This is a genomic window from Acidovorax radicis, assembly GCF_020510705.1.
Lineage (GTDB): Bacteria > Pseudomonadota > Gammaproteobacteria > Burkholderiales > Burkholderiaceae_C > Acidovorax > Acidovorax radicis_A.
This window is the reverse complement of sequence record NZ_CP075184.1, coordinates 526,590-545,014: the sequence shown is the minus strand read 5'-3', so window position 1 is coordinate 545,014 and position 18,425 is coordinate 526,590. Positions and strand designations below refer to the sequence as shown.

Sequence of the window (18,425 nt, the reverse complement as noted above, 5' to 3'; positions counted from 1 at the left end):
ATTTCCAACCCCCTTGCAGTTTAACGAACCTGCCCCATGCCGATGACTTCAGCCGTTAATTCCCCTGCAACCGCGTCGATTCTGGTGCGTGGCGCCTGCCCGCACGACTGCCCGGACACCTGCGCCCTGCTCACCACGGTGGAGAACGGTGTGGCCACCCGCGTGCAAGGCAACTCCGACCATGGGCACACCGACGGCGTGCTGTGCGCCAAGGTGAGCAAGTACACCGAGCGCAGCTACCACGCAGAGCGTGTGCTCACCCCGCTCAAGCGCACCGGGGCCAAAGGCAGCGGACAGTTCACCCCGGTCAGTTGGGACGAAGCCCTGGCCGACATCGCGCAGCGCCTGCAATCCATCGCCGCGCGCGCGCCCGAGGCCATCCTGCCCTACAGCTACGCGGGCACCATGGGCATGGTGCAGGGCGAGAGCATGGACCGGCGCTTCTTCCACCAGCTCGGCGCCTCGCAGCTCGACCGCACCATCTGCGCCTCGGCCGGCGCCGAGGCCCTGACGCAAACACTGGGCGGCAAGGTGGGCATGAAGATGGAGTTCTTCGCCGAATCGCAGCTCATCCTGATCTGGGGCAGCAACTCCATCGGCAGCAACCTGCACTTCTGGCGCTATGCGCAGCAGGCCAAGAGGAACGGCGCCAGGCTGGTGTGCATCGACCCGCGCAAAACCGAAACCGCCGACAAGTGCCACGAGCACATCCAGCTGCGCCCCGGCACCGACGCCGCGCTGGCCCTGGCGCTGATGCACGAGCTGATCACCCACGATTGGCTGGACCACGACTACATCGCCCGCCACACGCTGGGCTGGGACCAGCTGCGCGAGCGCGCCCTGCAATGGCCGCCCGAGCGCGCGGCCGAGGTCTGCGGCATTCCGGTGGAGCAGATCCGCCAGCTGGCCAAGGACTACGGCACCACCCAGCCCGCCGCGATTCGCCTGAACTACGGCATGCAGCGCGTGCGCGGCGGCGGCAACGCGGTGCGCGCCGTGGCCTGCCTGCCTGCACTCACGGGCGCGTGGCGCCACCGCGCGGGCGGCGTGCTGCTGTCCAGCTCGGGCCAGTTCCCGGCGCAGCGCGCGGTGCTGCAGCGGCCCGACCTGATGCCCGCCAAGACACCGCGCACCATCAACATGGTCACCATTGGCGACGACCTGCTGCGCGAGACATCGCCCGGCTTCGGCCCCAAGGTGGAGGCCATCGTGGTCTACAACAGCAACCCCGTGGCCGTGGCGCCCGACTCCAGCAAGGTGGTGCAGGGCTTTGCGCGCGAGGATCTGTTCACCGTGGTGCTGGAGCACTTCAAGACCGACACGGCGGACTACGCCGACTACATCCTGCCCGCCACCACGCAGCTGGAGCACTGGGACGTGCACCTCTCCTACGGCCACACCGACGTGCTGCTCAACCGCCCCGCCATTGCGCCGCTGGGCGAGGCCCGCAGCAATGCGCAAATTTTTCGCGACCTGGCCGCGCGCATGGGCTTCACCGAGCCCTGCTTTGCCGACAGCGACGAAGCGCTGTGCCGCCAGGCTTTTGGCGACGCGGTGGACTACGCACTGCTGGAATCGCAAGGCTTTGCCACGCTGGCTTTGCCCGATGCGCCGTTTGCCGAGGGCAACTTCCCCACGCCATCAGGCCAATGCGAGTTCTACAGTGCCCGCCTGGCCGCGCAAGGCCTGGACGGACTGCCCGACCACCTGCCCAACCACGAGCTGCAGGGCACCGACGCACGCTACCCGCTGGCCATGATCTCCCCGCCCGCGCGCAACTTCCTCAATTCCACCTTCGTCAACGTGCAAAGCCTGCGCACCATCGAAGGCCGCCCGGTGCTGGAGATCCACCCCGACGACGCCGAGGCGCGCGGCATCGCCAACGACGCCGTGGTGCGCGTGTTCAACGACCGGGGCAGCTACCTGTGCCACGCCACCGTCTCGCGCCGCGCACGGCCCGGGGTTGTGAATGGCCTGGGCATCTGGTGGCGCAAGCTGGGGCTGGGCGGCACCAACGTGAACGAGGTCACCAGCCAGGCCCTCACGGACCTGGGCCGCGCGCCGACGTTTTATGACTGCCTGGTGGAGGTAGAAGCCAGCGCGGTGGAAACACCGACGCTGGCATCTGCCTGATCGCATTCACCCGCGCAACCAAGACGATATCAATTTGATAGCTGCTAGCGCTTATTCAATAAGCACCAGAGGCCAATTTCACTAAAAACACCCATCAGTGTGCGTACGAAGCCTTCGTTGACGGGGCTGCGCCCTCTTCGCCCGCATGCCCTGGCGTCAGTGCCAGAAAGTGGTACACCACCGGCCGCTCCGGCCCGACATGGAAACGCAGCGCCTCCGCTTGCAGGTCGGCATCGGCCTTGGACACGCGGTGGTGCTGGCGCAGATGCTCGGCCCACGATTCGACCAGGAACCACTCGATGACCCGGCCGGATTCATCCGTGTGCTCCGCCACGCCCCAGGCGTAGGCGCCATCGCGGCGCCGCTCTTGGGACAGGTGCTGCATGGCCTGCAGGAAGGCGGGCAGGTCGGGCTTGGCGATGCGGTATTCGATCTGCACCATCACCGGGCCTCGGTCGTGCGCCACGGGCTCGGCCAGCAGGGGCTCGGGCCAGTGGTTGGAGGGCTGCAGGTCGGCCTCGCCGGTGGGCAGCTTCACGCGGTGAAAGATGAGCGACGCCACCACCAGCCCGGCCGCGCCCATCAGCAGCGTGACCGGCAAGCCGGCCTGCCCTGCGATGAGGCCCCAGCCCAGGCTGCCGGCTGCCATCGCACCGTTGAAGACCATGAGGTAGATGGCCAGGCCCCGGCCGCGCACCCAGTTGGGTAGCACGGCCTGGGCCACGCCGTTGAGGGTGGTCAGCGCGATGATCCAGCCCAGGCCCAGCACCAGCATCAGCGCCACGGCGGCCCACTGGGGCGGGGCCACGGTCAGCACGCCCATGACGGCGGCGGTGAGCAGCGAGGCCAGCAGCACCAGCCCGTCGGTGTCGAGCCGCTGGCGCAAGCGGGGCAGCAGCACGGCGCCCAAAATGGCGCCCGCGCCCACGGCGCCCAGCATCACGCCGTAAAAGCCTGCCGAGCCGCCCAGCATGCGGCGCGCCACCAGCGGCAGCAGCGCCCAGACGGAGCTGGCGAACAGGAAGAACACGGCTGCGCGCAGCAGCACCACATGCAGCTCGCGGCTGGCACGGGCGTAGCGCACACCGGCACGGAAGGCGCCGAAGAACTGCTCGTTCAGGCCCGACGCCTCGGCCTTGGGGCGCTTCCACCACAGCAGCGCGGCGATCACGAACACATAGCTCAGCACGTCCAGGCCGTAGGCCATGGCCGCGCCGAAGCTGGCCAGCAGCAGGCCGCCCGCCGCCGGGCCGATGGCGCGTGCGATGTTGATGCCCAGCGAGTTGAGCGCCACGGCGCTCCTGAGCTCGCTGCGCGGCACCAGCTCGGGCACGATGGACTGCCAGGTGGGGCCCATGAGCGCGGCACCGATACCGCCCACAAAGGTCAGGGCCACCAGCCACTCCAGCGTCAGCGTGTGGGTGTTGGCCAGGATGAGCAGCGTTCCGCTGACGGCCGCCAGCAGCACCTGCACGCCGATGAGGAAGCGGCGGCGGTCCAGGATGTCCGACAGCACGCCCGCAGGGATGGCAAGCAGAAAGACCGGCAACGTGGCGGCGGTCTGGATCAGCGCGACCGCCGTGGGGCTGGACGAGAGCTCGGTCACCATCCAGGCGCTGGCCACGTCGCGCATGAAGCTGCCGATGTTGCCCAGCACCGTGGCGGCCCACAGCACCGCAAAGACGGGAATGGCCAGCGGCGCAAAGCTGCCCGGTACGGTGGTGGTGTCGGGTTCGGTTGGATTGTGATCAGACATGGTGGCCTCCGAGGTCGTGCCAGGCGACGAGCAGCATGCCGCCCACCAGGCCCCAATGTTCAAAAAATGCGTTGGCGCTGCGCTGTCGATCGGCGGGCGGCGCGGCCCAGAAGCGGTCTGCCAGCAAGGCGGCGAGCACAGTGAAGCCCGCCAGGGCCAGCGCCCCCAGCCAGCGGTACCAGCCCGACAGGATGAGCGCCGAGGCCGAAAGCTGCAGCACCAGCGTGGCGGCGGCGATGGGCGCCGCGGGCGCCAGGCCGAGCGAGCGCACCTCGGCCACGGCACCCGCAAAGTCGCGGGCCTTGCCGATGCCGCCCTGCAGGTAGGCGGCGCACAGGCACAGCAGCGCCAGCGTCTGCACCCAGGGAGCGGTGGCGGCGTTTTGCAATGCGTGCAACACCGTCACACCGCCCAGCAGGCGCAGCCGAGCGCACCCCAAAAGCCCTGCAGGTCGGACACGGGGAGCTTGCTGCTCCAGGCCGTGGCATGGGCGTGGCCGTGCAGGTTACAGTTGCTCGCACAGCCGCAGTTCGCCGCCGCGTTGCGCAGCACGGCCTGCAGCGGCGCGCCGTCCGCCCCTCCCTGGGCACCCCAGGCGCCGTAGCCGCCGAAGGTGCGCACGGGCGACCAGTCGGGCATGGCGGGCGGCGGGGCTGCGTCGTCAAAGCGCGCGAAGTCGCCCACGCCATAGACCACCTTGCCGCCCACCACGGTGAGCAGGGCCGTGGTGTCGGCGATGTCGGACTCGGGGCAGGCAAAGAAGTCGCGGTCAGGCACGACGAGGTCGGCCAGCTGGCCCGCCTCGATGCGGCCCTTCTTGCCCTGCTCGTTGCTGAACCAGGTAACGTTCTCGGTCCACATGCGCAGGGCCTGGTCGCGGGTGAGGCAGTTGCGTTGCGGCGTAAGCTGCAGGCCGCCCACCGTCTTGCCGGTGACGAGCCAGGACAGCGACACCCAGGGGTTGTAGCTGGCCACGCGGGTGGCGTCGGTGCCGGCGGACACATTGACGCCCTTTGCCAGCATGCGCTTGACCGGGGGCGTGGCCTCGGCCGCCGCAGCACCGTAGCGCTCGACGAAGTACTCGCCCTGGTAGGCCATGCGGTGCTGCACGGCCACGCCGCCGCCCAGGGCGGCGATGCGGTCGATGGACTTTTCCGAAATGGTCTCGGCGTGGTCGAAGAACCAGTTCAGGCCGGCCAGCGGTGTGTCCTGGTTGACCTTTTCAAACACGTTGAGCGCGCGCTCGATGGTCTCGTCGTAGGTGGCGTGCATGCGCCAGGGCCAGCGGTTCTGCGCGAGGATGCGCACCACCTCTTCCAGCTCGCCTTCCATGCCGGGCGCGAGCTCGGGCTGGGGCTGGCGGAAGTCCTCGAAGTCGGCGGCGGAGAACACCAGCATCTCGCCCGCGCCGTTGTGGCGAAAGTAGTCCGTGCCCTGCTTGTACTGCGAGGTGGCCGTCCAGTTCAGGAAGTCCTCCTTCTCGTGCTGGGGCTTTTGCGTGAACAGGTTGTAGGCCAGGCGAATGGTGAGCTGGTCGGCATCGGCCAGCTCCTGGATCACGTCGTAGTCATCCGGGTAGTTCTGCATGCCGCCGCCCGCGTCGATGGCGCCGGTCACGCCCAGGCGGTTGAGCTCGCGCATGAAGTGGCGCGTGGAGTTGACCTGGTAGTCGTGCGGCAGCTTGGGGCCCTTGGCCAGCGTGGCATACAGGATGGCCGCATTGGGCTTGGCCAGCAGCAGGCCCGTGGGGTTGCCCGCGCTGTCGCGCACGATCTCGCCGCCGGGCGGCGCGGGCGTGTCCTTGCCATAGCCCACGGCGCGCAGCGCGGCGCCGTTGAGCAGCGCGCGGTCGTACAAATGCAGGATGAACACGGGCGTGTCGGGCGCCACGGCGTTCAGCTCCGCCAGCGTGGGCAGGCGCTTTTCCGCAAACTGGTGTTCGGTGAAGCCGCCCACCACGCGCACCCACTGCGGCGCGGGCGTCACGGCTACCTGCGCTTTGAGCATGGCCATGGCGTCGGCCAGGCTGCGCACCCCGTCCCACCGCAGCTCCATATTGAAGTTGAGGCCGCCGCGGATGATGTGCAGATGGTTGTCGATGAGCCCCGGCAACACGCTGCGCCCGCCCAGGTCGATGACCCGCGTCTGTGGGCCGGCCAGCGCCATCACCTCACGGTCGCCACCGACTTTGGTAAAGCGCCCTTGCGCAATGGTGACCGCACTGGCCATGGGGTTGGCACGGCCCAGCGTGGTGAAGCGGCCGTTGTGCAGGATCAGGTCGGGGGTGGTGGGTGCAACGTGCATGGCGTCAGCCCTTGATGAAAGCCAGGATGTCGGCGTTCAGCTCGTCGGCATTCACCGTGAGCATGCCGTGCGAGTAGCCTTTGTACACCTTGAGCGTGCCGTTCTTGAGCAGCTTAACGGCCTTCAAGGCGGCATCGGCGATGGGCACGATCTGGTCGTCGTCACCATGCAGGACGAGCGTGGGCACGGTGATGGCCTTCAGGTCCTCGGTCTGGTCGGTTTCCGAGAACGCCTTGACGCCGTCGTAGTGCGCCTTGGCGCTGCCCATCATGCCCTGGCGCCACCAGTTCTGGATCACGCCCTGGTGCACGGTAACGCCCGGCCGGTTAAAGCCGTAGAACGGTCCAGCGGGCACGTCCAAGAACATTTGCGCCCGATTACCGGCCACGCCAGCGCGGAAGCCGTCGAACACTTCCATCGGCAAGCCTTCGGGGTTGCTCTCGGTCTTGAGCATCAGGGGCGGCACCGCTGCCACCAGCACCGCTTTGGCCACGCGGCCTGCAGGCTGGCCATGGCGGGCCACGTAGCGCGCCACCTCGCCGCCACCCGTGGAATGGCCCACATGCACCACATTGCGCAGGTCCAGGTGCTCGGCCACGGCGAAGGCGTCGGCTGCGTAGTGGTCCATGTCATGGCCTTCGCTGACCTGGGCTGAGCGCCCATGTCCGCGCCGGTCGTGGGCCACGACGCGGAAGCCGCGCTGCGCGAAGTACAGCATTTGTGCATCCCAATCGTCCGAAGACAACGGCCAGCCGTGGTGGAACATGATGGGTTGGCCGTCCTTGGGACCCCAGTCCTTGAAGAAAAGGGTGGTGCCGTCAGTGGTGGTGATGGTGCTCATGGTGTGTTTCCTTGGATGTGTTGGAGGGCGTAGGTTGGCGGGTGGAACGGGTCGGGATGGGTGGGGATCGATCAGCCTTCGTGGGCGTTGAACATGGTTTTGGCGTAGGTAATGCCCAGGCCATAGCCGCCGCCGAACTTCTTGGCGATGCCCGTCGTCATGTCATACGTCTCGCCGCGCGCCCAGTCGCGCTGCAGCTCCAGCAGGTACTGCAGCGATGTGATGGGCCGCGCACCGGCCTGCACCATGCGTTCCATGGCGCGGTGGTGGGCTTCTTCCGAGATGTCCCCGCTGGCGTCGGCGATCACATACACCTCGAAGCCCTGGTCCAGCGCCGACAGCGCCGGGCCCACGATGCAGACGCTTGTCCACAAACCGGCCAGCACGATGCGCGGCTTGCCGATGGCGTTGACCCGGGCGATCACGGCCTCGTCTTCCCAGGTGTTCATGGAGGTGCGGTCCAGCAGCGCCTGGCCGGGGAATGGTGCAGTCACTTCCTCGAACATGGGTCCGCTAAAGCTCTTTTCGGCCACGGTGGTGAGGATGGTGTCCACGCCAAACCCGGCGGCCGCGCTGGCCACCAGGCCCGCGTTGGAGCGCAGCGTGATTGCATCGATGGAGTGCGTGGCAAAGGCCATCTGCGACTGGAAGTCGATCATGACCAGGGTGTGGTCGTCGGCGTTGAGCAGCGTGGCGCCAGGCTTGGCGTAGGCGACGGGGCGGGCGGTGGTCGTGTTGGCGTTGGTCATGGTGAGCTCCCTGAAAGTTGAAATGGAGAAAAAAAGAAGGACAGAAAGTGGACGGGCCGGCCGCTCGGCAGGGGTGGGCGGCATCGCCCACCGCCTCCTTTCCCGCACGGCGCTTCGTTCGCTCAGTGCGGCATCGTGGGCAGCTCGTTGGGCCGCAGGTCGAACACCAGCACCTCGGCGCCTTCGCCGTTGGCAAAGCGCAGGGCCCCGGCGTCGCGGATGCGGGCGCCGTCGCCTTCGGACAGACGCTCGCCGTTCACCTCCAGGCTGCCGCGGGCCACGTGCACATACACGTTGCGGCCCGAGCCCACGTCCAGATCGGCCGACTCTTCGCTGCCGTCGAACAAGCCGGCATAGACCCGGGCGTCCTGGTGCACGGCCAGCGATCCGTCAGCCCCTTCAGGCGAAATGATCTGGCGCAGGCGGCCGCGCTTGTCGGCCTCGCTGAAGTGCACCTGCTGGTAGCGGGGCGCGGCGCCGCGCACACCGGGCACGATCCAGATCTGCAGGAAGTGCACGGGCTCGTCGCTGGAGTGGTTGAACTCGCTATGGCGCACGCCGGTGCCGGCGCTCATCATCTGCACGTCGCCGGGGCGGATGACCGAGCCCGTGCCCATGGAGTCCTTGTGCTCCAGCGCGCCTTCCAGCACGTACGAGAAGATTTCCATGTCGCGGTGCGGGTGGGTGCCAAAGCCCTTGCCCGGGGCCACGCGGTCGTCGTTGATGACCAGCAGGTCGGAGAAGCCTTGCTGGTTGGCGTCGTGGTAGTGGCCAAAGGAGAATGTGTGGCGCGAATGGAGCCAGCCGTGGTTGGCGTTGCCGCGGTGTTGGGCTTTGCGGATGTCGAGCATGGTGCAGGTCCTTTCTTCGTCGATGTGATTCACACTGGGAGGTTTTTGCCTCATCCCCCTATTCATCAAGGCTTCAGTGCTGCGGTGAAGAAAGTATCTCGCGCCGTTCCGGGGCATATGCTGAAAGGTTTTCCAACTCATCATCGATAATTTCGATGATGCAGATCAAGGAATTGGGCCATGTTGAAACTCACGCTGGAAGCCATTGAAACCATCGACGCCATTGCCCGCCACGGCTCGTTTGCAGGTGCCTCCGAGCGGCTGCACAAGGTGCCGTCCACCATCTCGTACGCCGTGAGCAAGCTGGAAGACCAGCTGGGCCTGGCCCTGTTCACCCGCAACGGCCCGCGCGTCACGCTCACCCCTGCCGGCCAAGAGATGCTCAAGGAGGGGCGCTGGCTGCTGGCCGCCGCGCAGCAGCTCGAATCGCGGATGCGGCAGATTGCCACGGGCTTCGAGTCCGAGCTGCGGCTGATGCACGACTCGCTCATCCCCACGCACGCGTTCAACCAGGACATCTGCGCGTTTGAAGACCTGCACTGCGGCACGCGCCTGCGCATCAGCAGCGAAGCCTTGACAGGCACCTGGGAGGCGCTGCGCGAAGGGCGCGCAGACATCGTCGTGGCCGCAGGCGAAGGCCCAGCGGGGGGTGGCTACAAGGCGGTGGCCGTGGGCAGCCTGGCCTTCGCTTTTTGCGTGACGGCCACACACCCGCTGGCCAAGCTGCAGCGGCCGCTCACGCGCAGCGACTTGCTGGAACACACGGCCGTGGTGGTGGGCGACGGGGCGCGCTCGCTGAACGACCGCACGGTGGGGTTACTGTCAGGCCAGCGCCGTATCACCGTGCCATCGATGCAGGCCAAAATCGCTTGCCAGGCCGCAGGTCTGGGCCACGGTTTTGTGCCCCGCGCCTGTGTGCGCGTGGAGTTGGAGACCGGTATTCTGGTGGAGTTGCAGGTGGAGGAGCCCCGCCCGGACGAAACCTTCTGGCTGGCCTGGCGACCCGAGCACATGGGCGAGGCACTCAAGTGGTGGCGCCACCGGCTTGACCGCCCGCTGTTGCCAGGCATCCTGCCGTATTGAATGAAGCGAGAGCGTTGCGTGGGCTGGCGACAGGCATCACCACACGATCACTTTCAATTTGATAGCTGCTTGCGCTGATGGATAAAGCGCTGGCTGCCCTTTTTGCTTCCAATGTGGAACACGGATAACCCGGTGCGTCCACCCGGCGCAAATATGGGGCCGAAGCCCCTTTTCCTCATCAACCCAATTGCTTGAGCAAGGCATGGGCGCCCTGCTCTGACGATGCCGGGTTTTGCCCCGTGATCAGCGTGCCATCGGTCAGCACATAGGGCGCCCAGTCGGGGCCCTTGGAATACACGCCGCCGTTGGCCTTGAGCATGTCTTCCACGAGGAAGGGCACGATGTGGGTCAGCTGCACCGCATCTTCTTCGGTGTTGGTGAAGCCCGTCACCTTCTTGCCCTTGACCAGCGGCGACCCATCGGGGGCCTTGGTGTGGCGCAGCACGCCCGGTGCGTGGCACACCAGGGCCAGCGGCTTGCCGGCGGCAAAGGTTTTTTCGATGAGCGCGATGGACTGCGCGTCTTCGGCCAGGTCCCACAGCGGGCCGTGGCCACCGGGGTAGAAGACGGCGTCGAAGTCGTCGACCTTCACGCCAGACAGCGCCACCGTGCTGGCCAGCTGCTTTTGCGCCTCGGCATCGGCCTTGAAGCGGCGCGTGGCGTCGGTCTGGGCGCTCTCGTCATCGCTTTTGGGGTCGAGCGGCGGCTGGCCACCGTGGGGAGATGCGAGCGTGATCTGCGCGCCTGCGTCCTTGAACACGTAGTAAGGGGCGGCGAACTCTTCCAGCCAGAAACCGGTCTTTTTGCCGGTGTCGCCCAGTTGGTCGTGGGACGTCAAAACCATGAGGATGCGTGCCATAAAAATCGCTTTCATTGAGGGGGTGAAGAGATAAAAACCACCGTACCAGCAATCCAGCGGCTACATGCTGCAGCCGCCGTGGATTGCGGCGTCGGCTTACAGCGCGGCTTCGAGAATGCGGCGGCTGACGGCGGGCGTGATCTCGCGCTGCTCGCCCAGTTGCACCATGCCGTGGGCTTCGAGCTGGGCGACCACGGTGTTCACCACCTCGGCGCCCAGGCCATAGCCCGACAGGCGCGTGGCGATGCCCATGCGCTCGAAGAAGTCGCGCGTGCGCTCGATGGCGGCGGTGATGCGTTCGTCGTCGGTGCCGGTGGTGATGCCCCACACACGCTCGCCGTACTGCAGCAGCTTGGCGCGCTTCGGGCCGCGGCGCTCGTTCAGCAGCGCGGGCAGCACGATGGCCAGCGTGCGCGCGTGGTCGATGCCATGCAGCGCCGTCAACTCGTGGCCGATCATGTGCGTGGCCCAGTCCTGCGGCACGCCTGCGCCGATCAGCCCGTTGAGCGCCATGGTAGCCGCCCACATGAGGTTGGCACGGTCGTCATACACGGGCTCGGGCGCTGTGAGCAGGCGCGGGCCGACTTCGATCAGCGTGTGCAGAATGCCTTCGGCAAAGCGGTCTTGCACGGGCGCGTTGACCGGGTAGGTCAGGTACTGCTCCACCGTGTGCACAAAGGCATCGACCACGCCGTTGGCCAGCTGCTGCGGTGGCAGGGTGTAGGTCTTGGTGGGGTCGAGCACTGAAAAAACCGGGTAGGTGTGCACGCTGCTGAAAGCCAGCTTGGCGCCCTTGGCACGGTGGGTGATGACGCCGCCGTTGTTCATCTCCGAGCCCGTGGCGGGCAGCGTGAGCACGGCGCCAAACGGCAGCGCACCCTTGACGTTGCGGCCGTGCTTTTCAAGGATTGCCCAGGGGTCATCACCCTCGAATTTCACAGCCGCAGCGATGAACTTGACCGCATCGATGACCGAGCCGCCGCCCACGGCCAACAGAAAGTCGAACCCGCCCTCGCGGATCTGCGCCACGGCCTTCATCGATGTCTCGTAGCTCGGGTTGGGCTCGATGCCGTTGAAGGTGGCGTGCTGGCGCTCGCCCAGCGCGGCGCGCACCTCGGCCAGGGTGCCGGTCTTCTCGGCACTGGCGCCGCCTACCAGGATCAGCACCTTGGCCGCAGCGGGCACCAGCTTGGCCAGGTCGGCAATGCGGCCCTGGCCGAAAACGATGTGGGTGGGGTTGTGGAAGTCAAAATTCAGCATGGCAGTCCTTCGTGGGTCAGTGAGGTCAGTGGATTCAGCGGGGTCAATGGGAGTGGGCGGGTAAATCAAGGCCGCGCTCCGGGCGGCCTGCGGGGCAGAAAGCGGCGGGCTTGAAGCGAGGGCTGGCGATGCGCATGGGCCCTCCGTCAGGCGGCTTGTGCGCCCAGCAATTGCCGGGTGCTTTGCAGTGCGTGCTCGAATGCTGAGCCGTCGCGCCGCAGCTTGGCCAGCAGGCTGGCGCCCAGCCACAGTTCATAGAGGGTGAGCGCCAGTGCTGCGGGGGCGGTATGCGCGGGCACCGACCCTTCGCTCTGGCATTCGTGCAGGCACGCGGCGATGCGCTGCACGATCTCATCGGTGCCATTGCGCAGCGCCAGGCGCATGGGTTCGGACATGTCGGCCACCTCGGCACTGAGCTTGACGATGAGGCACCGGGCGCCCGCAGCGGCCTGGGCGGCATCATCGACGCCCTCGGCACCCTCGTCCCCGGGCGCGATGCCACATTGCGATACGTTCCAGTACGACCAGTACCGCATCAACCGATCCAGCGCCGGTGTGCCCTGCGCATCGGGCGCCAGCAGCAGATCGAGCCGGGCCAGGTAGCGCTCCATGTACTGGGCCAGCAGGGCTTCGCCAAAGCGCTCCTTGCTGCCGAAGTAGTGATAGAACGAGCCTTTGGGCACGCCGGCCGCCGCCAGGATCTCGGCCAGGCCTACGCCAACGAAGCCCCGCGCAGCGATGAGACGCTCGCCACAACGCAGGATCTGGTGTTTGGTGGGGGGTTGCAGTTCGGTGGTCACGCAGCGTATTGTGCTGCTATTAGACCGGTCGTCTAGTCGCCAATCGAACAGCCCTGTCGAGAACAGGGCTTTGGGCACCGGGCCAGTCTGTGGCCCGGCGGGGTGGTCGAAGCGACGTCGCGCATGCGTATTAGGTATTAGGGGCACGCGCCAAGCTCGCTGGACTTTGCCGAAGCCGCCGCGCTGCCGCTGACCACTATCACCGCGTGGGAAATGCTGTTTGATCGCCTGGGCGTGGCGCCCGGCAAGCAGCCCACGAACAAGAGCCTGCTCATCATCGGCGCGAGCGGTGGTGTGGGCTCCATCCTCACGCAGCTGGCGGCGCGGCTCACCAGCCTCACGGTGATCAGCACCGCATCGCGCCCCGAAACGCAGCAATGGGTGCGCGAGCTGGGCGCCCACCACGTCATCGACCACAGCAAGCCGCTCACTGAGGAGCTGGCGCGCATCGGCCACCCCACGGTGGACATCATCGTGAGCCTCACGCAGACCGACGCGCACCTGAACCAGATCGTGGAGGCCATCGCGCCCCAAGGCCAGTTCGGCCTGATCGACGACCCGGTGTCGCTTGACGTGACCAAGTTCAAGCGCAAATCGGTGTCGGTGCACTGGGAGCTGATGTTCACCCGCGCGCTGTTTGGCACGGACGACATGATCGGCCAGCACCGCCTGCTGACCAAGGTGGCGCAGCTGGTGGACGCCGGGCTGATCCGCACCACGCTGGACCAGCGCTTTGGCACGATCAACGCCGACAACCTGAAGCGGGCGCATGCGCTTATCGAGAGCGGCAAGGCGCGGGGCATGCTGGTGCTCGAAGGGTGGGCCTGAAGAACTGCGGGCCACGCAGGGGACCAGCACTATCGGCGCGCTGGATTGTGTGTCGGGTTGAAAAATGCTGTATTTATAAACAGTTATTCGGGTATAAAACGGGGCTCACAACCCGAGGAGACCTCCCATGCTGGACCACATGACCTTCCGCGTCACCGACATCGCCCGCACCAAGGCGTTCTACACCGCCGCCCTCGCGCCTTTGGGCTACAGCCTGTGTTTTGAAGGCAACTATGGCTCGAACATGCTGGGCTTTGCCTACCCGGCCCCGTCCGAGCCCGACGGCAAGAAGGCCGACGTATGGTTCATCGACGGCCCCTCGCCCTACGGGGGCCCAGCAGTCACCACGGGCTGCCACCTGGCCTGGCGGGCCGCCACACGGGCCCAAGTCGATGCTTTCTACCGCGCCGCCATCGAAGCGGGGGGCAAAGACAACGGAGCCCCGGGCCTGCGACCCGACTACCACCCCCACTATTACGGCGCGTTTGTCATCGACCCCGAGGGCAATAACATCGAGGCGGTGTGCCACCTGCCTGAATAGACGGGCCTGCACGGCTGAGGAGTGGCGAGGCCCGGCAAGGCCAAGCCACCCGATGCACCACTCCATGCACCGAGGGCTGCGGGATCAGTCCAGCTTTACGCCTGCCGCCTTGATGATCTCGCCCCAGCGCTTGGACTCGGCACGCGCCATGGCGCGGAACTGCTCGGGCGTACCCGGCAGCGCCTCCATGCCAAAGTCGTTCATGCGCTTGACCACGGCGGGGTTGACCAGGGCCTTGTTCAGGTCGCTGTTCAGGCGTGTCGTGATGGCGGATGGCAGGCCTGCCGGAGCCAGGATGCCCTGGAATGCGAACACCTCGGTGTTGGGCACACCGGCTTCCGCCAGTGTGGGCACATTGGGCAACGCTGCCACGCGCTTGGCCGAGCCAATGGCCAGCGCCCGCACCTTGCCGGACTGGATGACGGGCAGGCCCGCCGCCAGGTCCAGGAACATGCAGGGCACCTGGCCACCCATCACGTCCTGCAGCGCGGGCGCCGCGCCCCGGTAAGGAATGTGCGTGAGGAAGGTCTTGGTGCGGTTCTTGAACATCTCCATCGCCAGGTTGTGCGGCGACCCGTTGCCGGGCGATGCGTAATTGAGCTTGCCGGGGTTGGCGCGCGCGTAGGCGAGGAATTCCTTCACCGTCTTGGCTTCAAACGCGGGGTTCACCACCAGCGCCAGCGGAAAACGGCTGATGCCGCCCACGTAGGTGAAGTCTTTCTCGGGGTTGAACGGCAGCTTGGTGAACAGGTGTTCGTTGAAGGCCAGCACGGCGTTGTCAGCCGACATGAAGGTGTTGCCGTCGGGCTTGGCCGTGGCAACCATCTGCGCGCCGATGTTGGTGGACGCGCCGGGGCGGTTGTCCACCACGATCTGCTGGCCCAGCGTCTGGCGCATGGCCTCTGCCACGGTGCGCGCCAGCACGTCGGTGCCGCCACCGGCTGGGTAAGGCACCACCCAGCGCAGGGGCTGGTCGGGCCAGGTGGATTGGGCCGCAGCCCAGGGCGCGGCGGTAGTGGCGCCTGCGGCGGCCAGGGCGGACAAGAGAGTACGGCGTTGCATGGGGTTGTCTCCTATGTGGAACTATTGAATTAATAGCTGCTAGCGCTTATCCCATAAGCGCTAGGGATGTTCTGAACAACTCGGTTTCGCGCGTGCTACGAGACTGAGTTTTTCAGCTGGCGCAATGGAGACCGTCTTTCCTGCGGTTCCGTCTTGTTTGGTGCCCCTTGTGGGGGCCGCTTGCGCAGCCGCTGCGGCTGCACGGCTGTTTGCGGACGCACTCATGCCTGCGCCCCCAGCAATTGGTGGCGCACCATCCACAGGTTGGACAGCGCAAACAGCGTCTTGAGCTGCAGTGTGTTCTTCTTCAATCCCCGGTAGCGCACCTTCACATATCCAAACTGCCGCTTGATCACCCTAAAGGGATGCTCCACCTTGGCCCGGATGCTTGCCTTGATCTTCTCCATCTGGTCTATGAGCGCGTCAACGAGGTTGTGCTCTTTGTCCAGCTCTTTGCGCTTGCCCGGGCGCATCGCTATGTGCCACGTCACGCCCGCCCTGGCATCCGGGCGCTTGTGAACGCCTTGATAGCCCGCGTCACCAAACCCGTCTTTTTCTTGCCCGTGCAGCAAGCTGTTGCCTTCTACAACGTCGGCCACGTTGCCCGAGGTTCCGATGACGGTGTGCACCAGTCCTGAGTCCGCGTCCACGCCAATGTGGGCCTTCATGCCAAAGTGCCATTCATTGCCCTTTTGGCTTGAGTGCATCTCTGGATCGCGCTTTCTGTCCTTGTTCTTGGTAGAGCTGGGCGCTGCGATCAACGTGGCGTCTACCGCAGTGCCCGCCTTGAGCAGCAAGCCCTGCGCTGCCAGCAGTTCGTTGACGGTGGCCAGAATCTGCTCGGCCAGCTTGTGCTTCTCCAGCCGGTGGCGAAACCTCAAAATGGTGCTCTCGTCAGGCATTCGTCCATGGGCATCAAGCCCTGCAAAATCCCGGTAGATCGGGGTGTCAAAGAGGGCTTCCTCCATCGCCAGATCCGACAAGGTAAACCACTGCTGCATGCAGTGGATGCGCAGCATGGTCTCCAGGGCAAAGGGTGGGCGGCCGTTCTTGCCCTCGGGGTAATACGGGGCAATGACATCGAGCAATGCAGCCCAGGGAACCACCCGATCCATCTGGGCCAGCAGTTCCTGTTTGCGGGTCTTCTTGGTGCTCAGGTTCAGGTCAAGGCTGCTTTGCTTCATGGCTTGCGAGGATGCCATGACTGGCCGGGGTCTATCAGACTGACCACGAGGTTTTGCAGGATTTCCCTAGAGCCTGTTTTTGCTTGTATTTTTACTGTCCATGCGCCTTCACGCGTGGTGCCAGCCGAAGCCCGCGCCCCTGCAGCGCCCAGACTTCGACGGGCTCAGCCCGAACGGGTGGGAAGGAGTGGGCAGGTTTTATGGCGGGCGGCCTCCGCACGGCTCAGGCTCAGCGACCCGGCAAGGCTCAGGCTTCGGGTGCTGCAATCGCTTGATCGATGGCGCCAAAGATGCTCGCGCCGTCCTTGCCCTTGACCTCGATGCGGATGGTGTCGCCAAACTTCATGAAGTCCGTGCTGGGTTTGCCGTCCTGGATGGTTTCGATGCAGCGCTTTTCGGCAATGCAGCTATAGCCCTTGGGCCATTCGGTGCGGCCGTTGGCATCGGTGATGCCCTTGTTGCTGACCGTGCCGCTGCCGATGATGGAACCGGCGCGCAGGTTGCGCGTCTTGGCCACGTGGGCGATGAGCTGGCCAAAGTGAAAGGTCATCTCGGGGCCCGCGTCGCACATGCCGACCTTGCGGCCGTTCCAGGTGGACTGCACGGTGAGGTTGACGCGGCCATGGTCCCAGGCGTCGCCCAGCTCGTCCAGCGTCACAGCCACGGGGCCGAAGGCTGTGGCGGGCTTAGCTTGGAAGAAACCAAAGCCCTTGGCCAGCTCGGCGGGGATCAGGTTGCGCAGACTCACGTCGTTGGCAATCATCACCAGGCGAATGCCGTCCAGCGCCTGGTCGGCGTTGGTGCCCATCTTCACGTCGCCGGTGATGACGGCGATTTCGGCCTCGAAGTCGATGCCCATGGATTCGCTAGGCACCACCACGTCGTCGCAGGGGCCAATGAAGTCATCGCTGCCACCCTGGTACATCAGCGGGTCGGTGTAAAAGCTCTCGGGCACCTCGGAGTTGCGCGCTTTTCGCACCAGTTCGACGTGGTTGATGTAGGCGGAGCCATCAGCCCACTGGTAGGCGCGCGGCAGCGGGGCCATGCACTGGGCAGGGTCAAACGGGAAAGCATGGCGCGCGCGGCCGCTGTTGAGCTGGTCGTACAGGTCCTGCAGCTGGGGCGAGAGGAAGCCCCAGTCGTCCAGCACCTGCTGCAGCTTGCTGGCAATGCCGGTCGCATAATGGGCCGTGCCCAAGTCGCGAGAAACAACAACGAGTTGGCCGTCGCGCGAGCCGTCTTTGTAGGTAGCGAGTTTCATGGTGGCAGGACCTTTGTCTCCGGTGTGATGGGGAATAAGGGAAGGGGCACCCTTAGTGGAAATTACGCTTTGGTAAATTGATTTAACTAAACAAAACTGCAGAATTTTAGTGCACATGGACAAAGAACGTGCGGGTATCCAGTCCGTGGAGGTCGGGTTTGCCTTGCTGGAGGGGCTGACCCGCGCACGCGGCCCGCTGATGCTCAAGGATGTGGCTGCGTCGGCCGGCATGAGCGCCGCCAAGGCACACCGGTATCTGGTGAGTTTTCAGCGCCTGGGCCTGGTCACACAAGACCCGCGCACGGCACGCTACGACCTGGGGCCCGCCGCGCTCAAGCTGGGGCTGGCGTCGCTAGCGCGGCTCGATGCCATGCGCCTGGCGCGCGAGCGCATGCCCGCGCTGATGGAGGCCATCGGCCACACCCTGGCGCTGGCGGTGTGGGGCAACCACGGCCCTACCATCGTGCACTGGGAGGAATCGACCCAGGCCGTCACCGCCAACCTGCGGCTGGGCGACGTGATGCCGTTGCTGTCATCCGCCACGGGGCGCTGTTTTGCCGCGCACATGGCGCCTGACGTGGTGGCGCCACTGCTCAAGGACGAGCTGGCCCGCGCCGTCAAGATGCGGCGCACCGACCTGCCCGCCACCCTGACCGAGGTGAACGCCCTGCTGGCCGATGTGCGCAAGCGTGGCGCGGCCCGTGTGGTCGACACCCTGCTGCCGGGCATCGTGGCGTTCTGCGCGCCCGTGTTCGATGCGGACGGCCACCTGGTGCTGGGCATCACCACGCTGGGCTCGATCGCCACGTTCGACCCCGAGTGGAACGGCGCCATCGACGCCCCGTTGCGCGCTGCCGCCGCCCAGCTGTCGAGCGACCTGGGCGCGGGCAGCCCATGACCACAACCCGCGGGA

At 66.1% G+C, this 18,425-nt stretch carries 16 protein-coding genes and 1 pseudogene; 5 read left to right on the top strand and 12 right to left on the bottom strand.

Translation table 11 applies throughout. The features are described 5' to 3' along the window. Positions 1–36: 36 nt before the first annotated feature. Positions 37–2,133: a molybdopterin-dependent oxidoreductase gene (locus tag KI609_RS02460; RefSeq protein ID WP_226446727.1), complete on the top strand. Its 2,097-nt coding sequence runs from the start codon at positions 37–39 to the stop codon at positions 2,131–2,133. A gap of 94 nt (positions 2,134–2,227) precedes the next feature. Here KI609_RS02460 and KI609_RS02455 read toward each other — a convergent pair whose 3' ends face one another. From KI609_RS02455 to KI609_RS02430, 6 genes are all read right to left on the bottom strand, one after another. Further along, the gene (locus KI609_RS02455) at positions 2,228–3,889 is read right to left on the bottom strand and encodes an MFS transporter (RefSeq protein WP_226446725.1); all 1,662 of its coding nucleotides are present in this window, start codon (positions 3,887–3,889) and stop codon (positions 2,228–2,230) included. After that, the gene (locus tag KI609_RS02450) at positions 3,882–4,286 is read right to left on the bottom strand and encodes a DoxX family protein (RefSeq protein ID WP_413463411.1); all 405 of its coding nucleotides are present in this window, start codon (positions 4,284–4,286) and stop codon (positions 3,882–3,884) included. Before KI609_RS02450 ends, KI609_RS02455 begins: the two co-directional genes overlap by 8 nt. A gap of 5 nt (positions 4,287–4,291) precedes the next feature. Continuing rightward, the gene (locus KI609_RS02445) at positions 4,292–6,193 is read right to left on the bottom strand and encodes an amidohydrolase (RefSeq protein ID WP_226446723.1); all 1,902 of its coding nucleotides are present in this window, start codon (positions 6,191–6,193) and stop codon (positions 4,292–4,294) included. 4 nt (positions 6,194–6,197) lie between these two features. Beyond that, on the bottom strand, positions 6,198–7,034 hold the full coding sequence (locus KI609_RS02440) for an alpha/beta fold hydrolase (RefSeq protein ID WP_226446721.1): 837 nt from the start codon (positions 7,032–7,034) through the stop codon (positions 6,198–6,200). Between the two features lie 71 nt (positions 7,035–7,105). Continuing rightward, positions 7,106–7,783 carry a hydrolase gene (locus tag KI609_RS02435; protein WP_226446719.1) on the bottom strand — a complete coding sequence of 226 codons (678 nt, stop codon included), beginning with the start codon at positions 7,781–7,783 and terminating at the stop codon, positions 7,106–7,108. A 122-nt stretch (positions 7,784–7,905) separates the two neighbouring features. Next, entirely contained in the window at positions 7,906–8,634 is a 729-nt protein-coding gene (locus tag KI609_RS02430; RefSeq protein ID WP_226446717.1) for a pirin family protein, read from the bottom strand. A gap of 180 nt (positions 8,635–8,814) precedes the next feature. On the opposite strand from KI609_RS02430, the gene KI609_RS02425 reads away from it, so the two are divergent. Continuing rightward, positions 8,815–9,717: a LysR family transcriptional regulator gene (locus KI609_RS02425; protein WP_121422074.1), complete on the top strand. Its 903-nt coding sequence runs from the start codon at positions 8,815–8,817 to the stop codon at positions 9,715–9,717. Positions 9,718–9,895: 178 nt separating this feature from the next. Here the strand turns inward: KI609_RS02425 and KI609_RS02420 are convergent, their stop codons facing one another. From KI609_RS02420 to KI609_RS02410, 3 genes are all read right to left on the bottom strand, one after another. Further along, entirely contained in the window at positions 9,896–10,576 is a 681-nt protein-coding gene (locus KI609_RS02420; RefSeq protein ID WP_226450147.1) for a type 1 glutamine amidotransferase domain-containing protein, read from the bottom strand. A gap of 96 nt (positions 10,577–10,672) precedes the next feature. Beyond that, positions 10,673–11,836, bottom strand: a complete 1,164-nt coding sequence (locus tag KI609_RS02415) for an iron-containing alcohol dehydrogenase (protein ID WP_226446715.1) — start codon at positions 11,834–11,836, stop codon at positions 10,673–10,675. 146 nt (positions 11,837–11,982) lie between these two features. Then, positions 11,983–12,636, bottom strand: coding sequence for a TetR/AcrR family transcriptional regulator (locus KI609_RS02410; protein ID WP_226446713.1), 654 nt, complete (start codon positions 12,634–12,636; stop codon positions 11,983–11,985). 141 nt (positions 12,637–12,777) lie between these two features. Here KI609_RS02410 and KI609_RS02405 point away from each other — a divergent pair. Then, positions 12,778–13,464 (top strand): annotated as a pseudogene (locus KI609_RS02405) (zinc-binding alcohol dehydrogenase family protein); the annotation flags it as partial. A 127-nt stretch (positions 13,465–13,591) separates the two neighbouring features. Continuing rightward, positions 13,592–14,005 carry a VOC family protein gene (locus tag KI609_RS02400; RefSeq protein WP_226446711.1) on the top strand — a complete coding sequence of 138 codons (414 nt, stop codon included), beginning with the start codon at positions 13,592–13,594 and terminating at the stop codon, positions 14,003–14,005. Between the two features lie 84 nt (positions 14,006–14,089). Here the strand turns inward: KI609_RS02400 and KI609_RS02395 are convergent, their stop codons facing one another. From KI609_RS02395 to KI609_RS02385, 3 genes are all read right to left on the bottom strand, one after another. Next, positions 14,090–15,067 carry a Bug family tripartite tricarboxylate transporter substrate binding protein gene (locus KI609_RS02395; protein WP_226446709.1) on the bottom strand — a complete coding sequence of 326 codons (978 nt, stop codon included), beginning with the start codon at positions 15,065–15,067 and terminating at the stop codon, positions 14,090–14,092. A gap of 221 nt (positions 15,068–15,288) precedes the next feature. Next, a complete protein-coding gene (locus KI609_RS02390; RefSeq protein ID WP_226450145.1) occupies positions 15,289–16,251 on the bottom strand; it encodes an IS5 family transposase in 963 nt (320 codons plus the stop codon). Positions 16,252–16,498: 247 nt separating this feature from the next. Continuing rightward, on the bottom strand, positions 16,499–17,512 hold the full coding sequence (locus KI609_RS02385; protein WP_226446707.1) for a fumarylacetoacetate hydrolase family protein: 1,014 nt from the start codon (positions 17,510–17,512) through the stop codon (positions 16,499–16,501). Positions 17,513–17,627: 115 nt separating this feature from the next. Between KI609_RS02385 and KI609_RS02380 the strand changes: the two genes are divergently transcribed. Beyond that, entirely contained in the window at positions 17,628–18,410 is a 783-nt protein-coding gene (locus KI609_RS02380; RefSeq protein WP_226446706.1) for an IclR family transcriptional regulator, read from the top strand. The last annotated feature ends 15 nt before the right edge of the window (positions 18,411–18,425 follow it).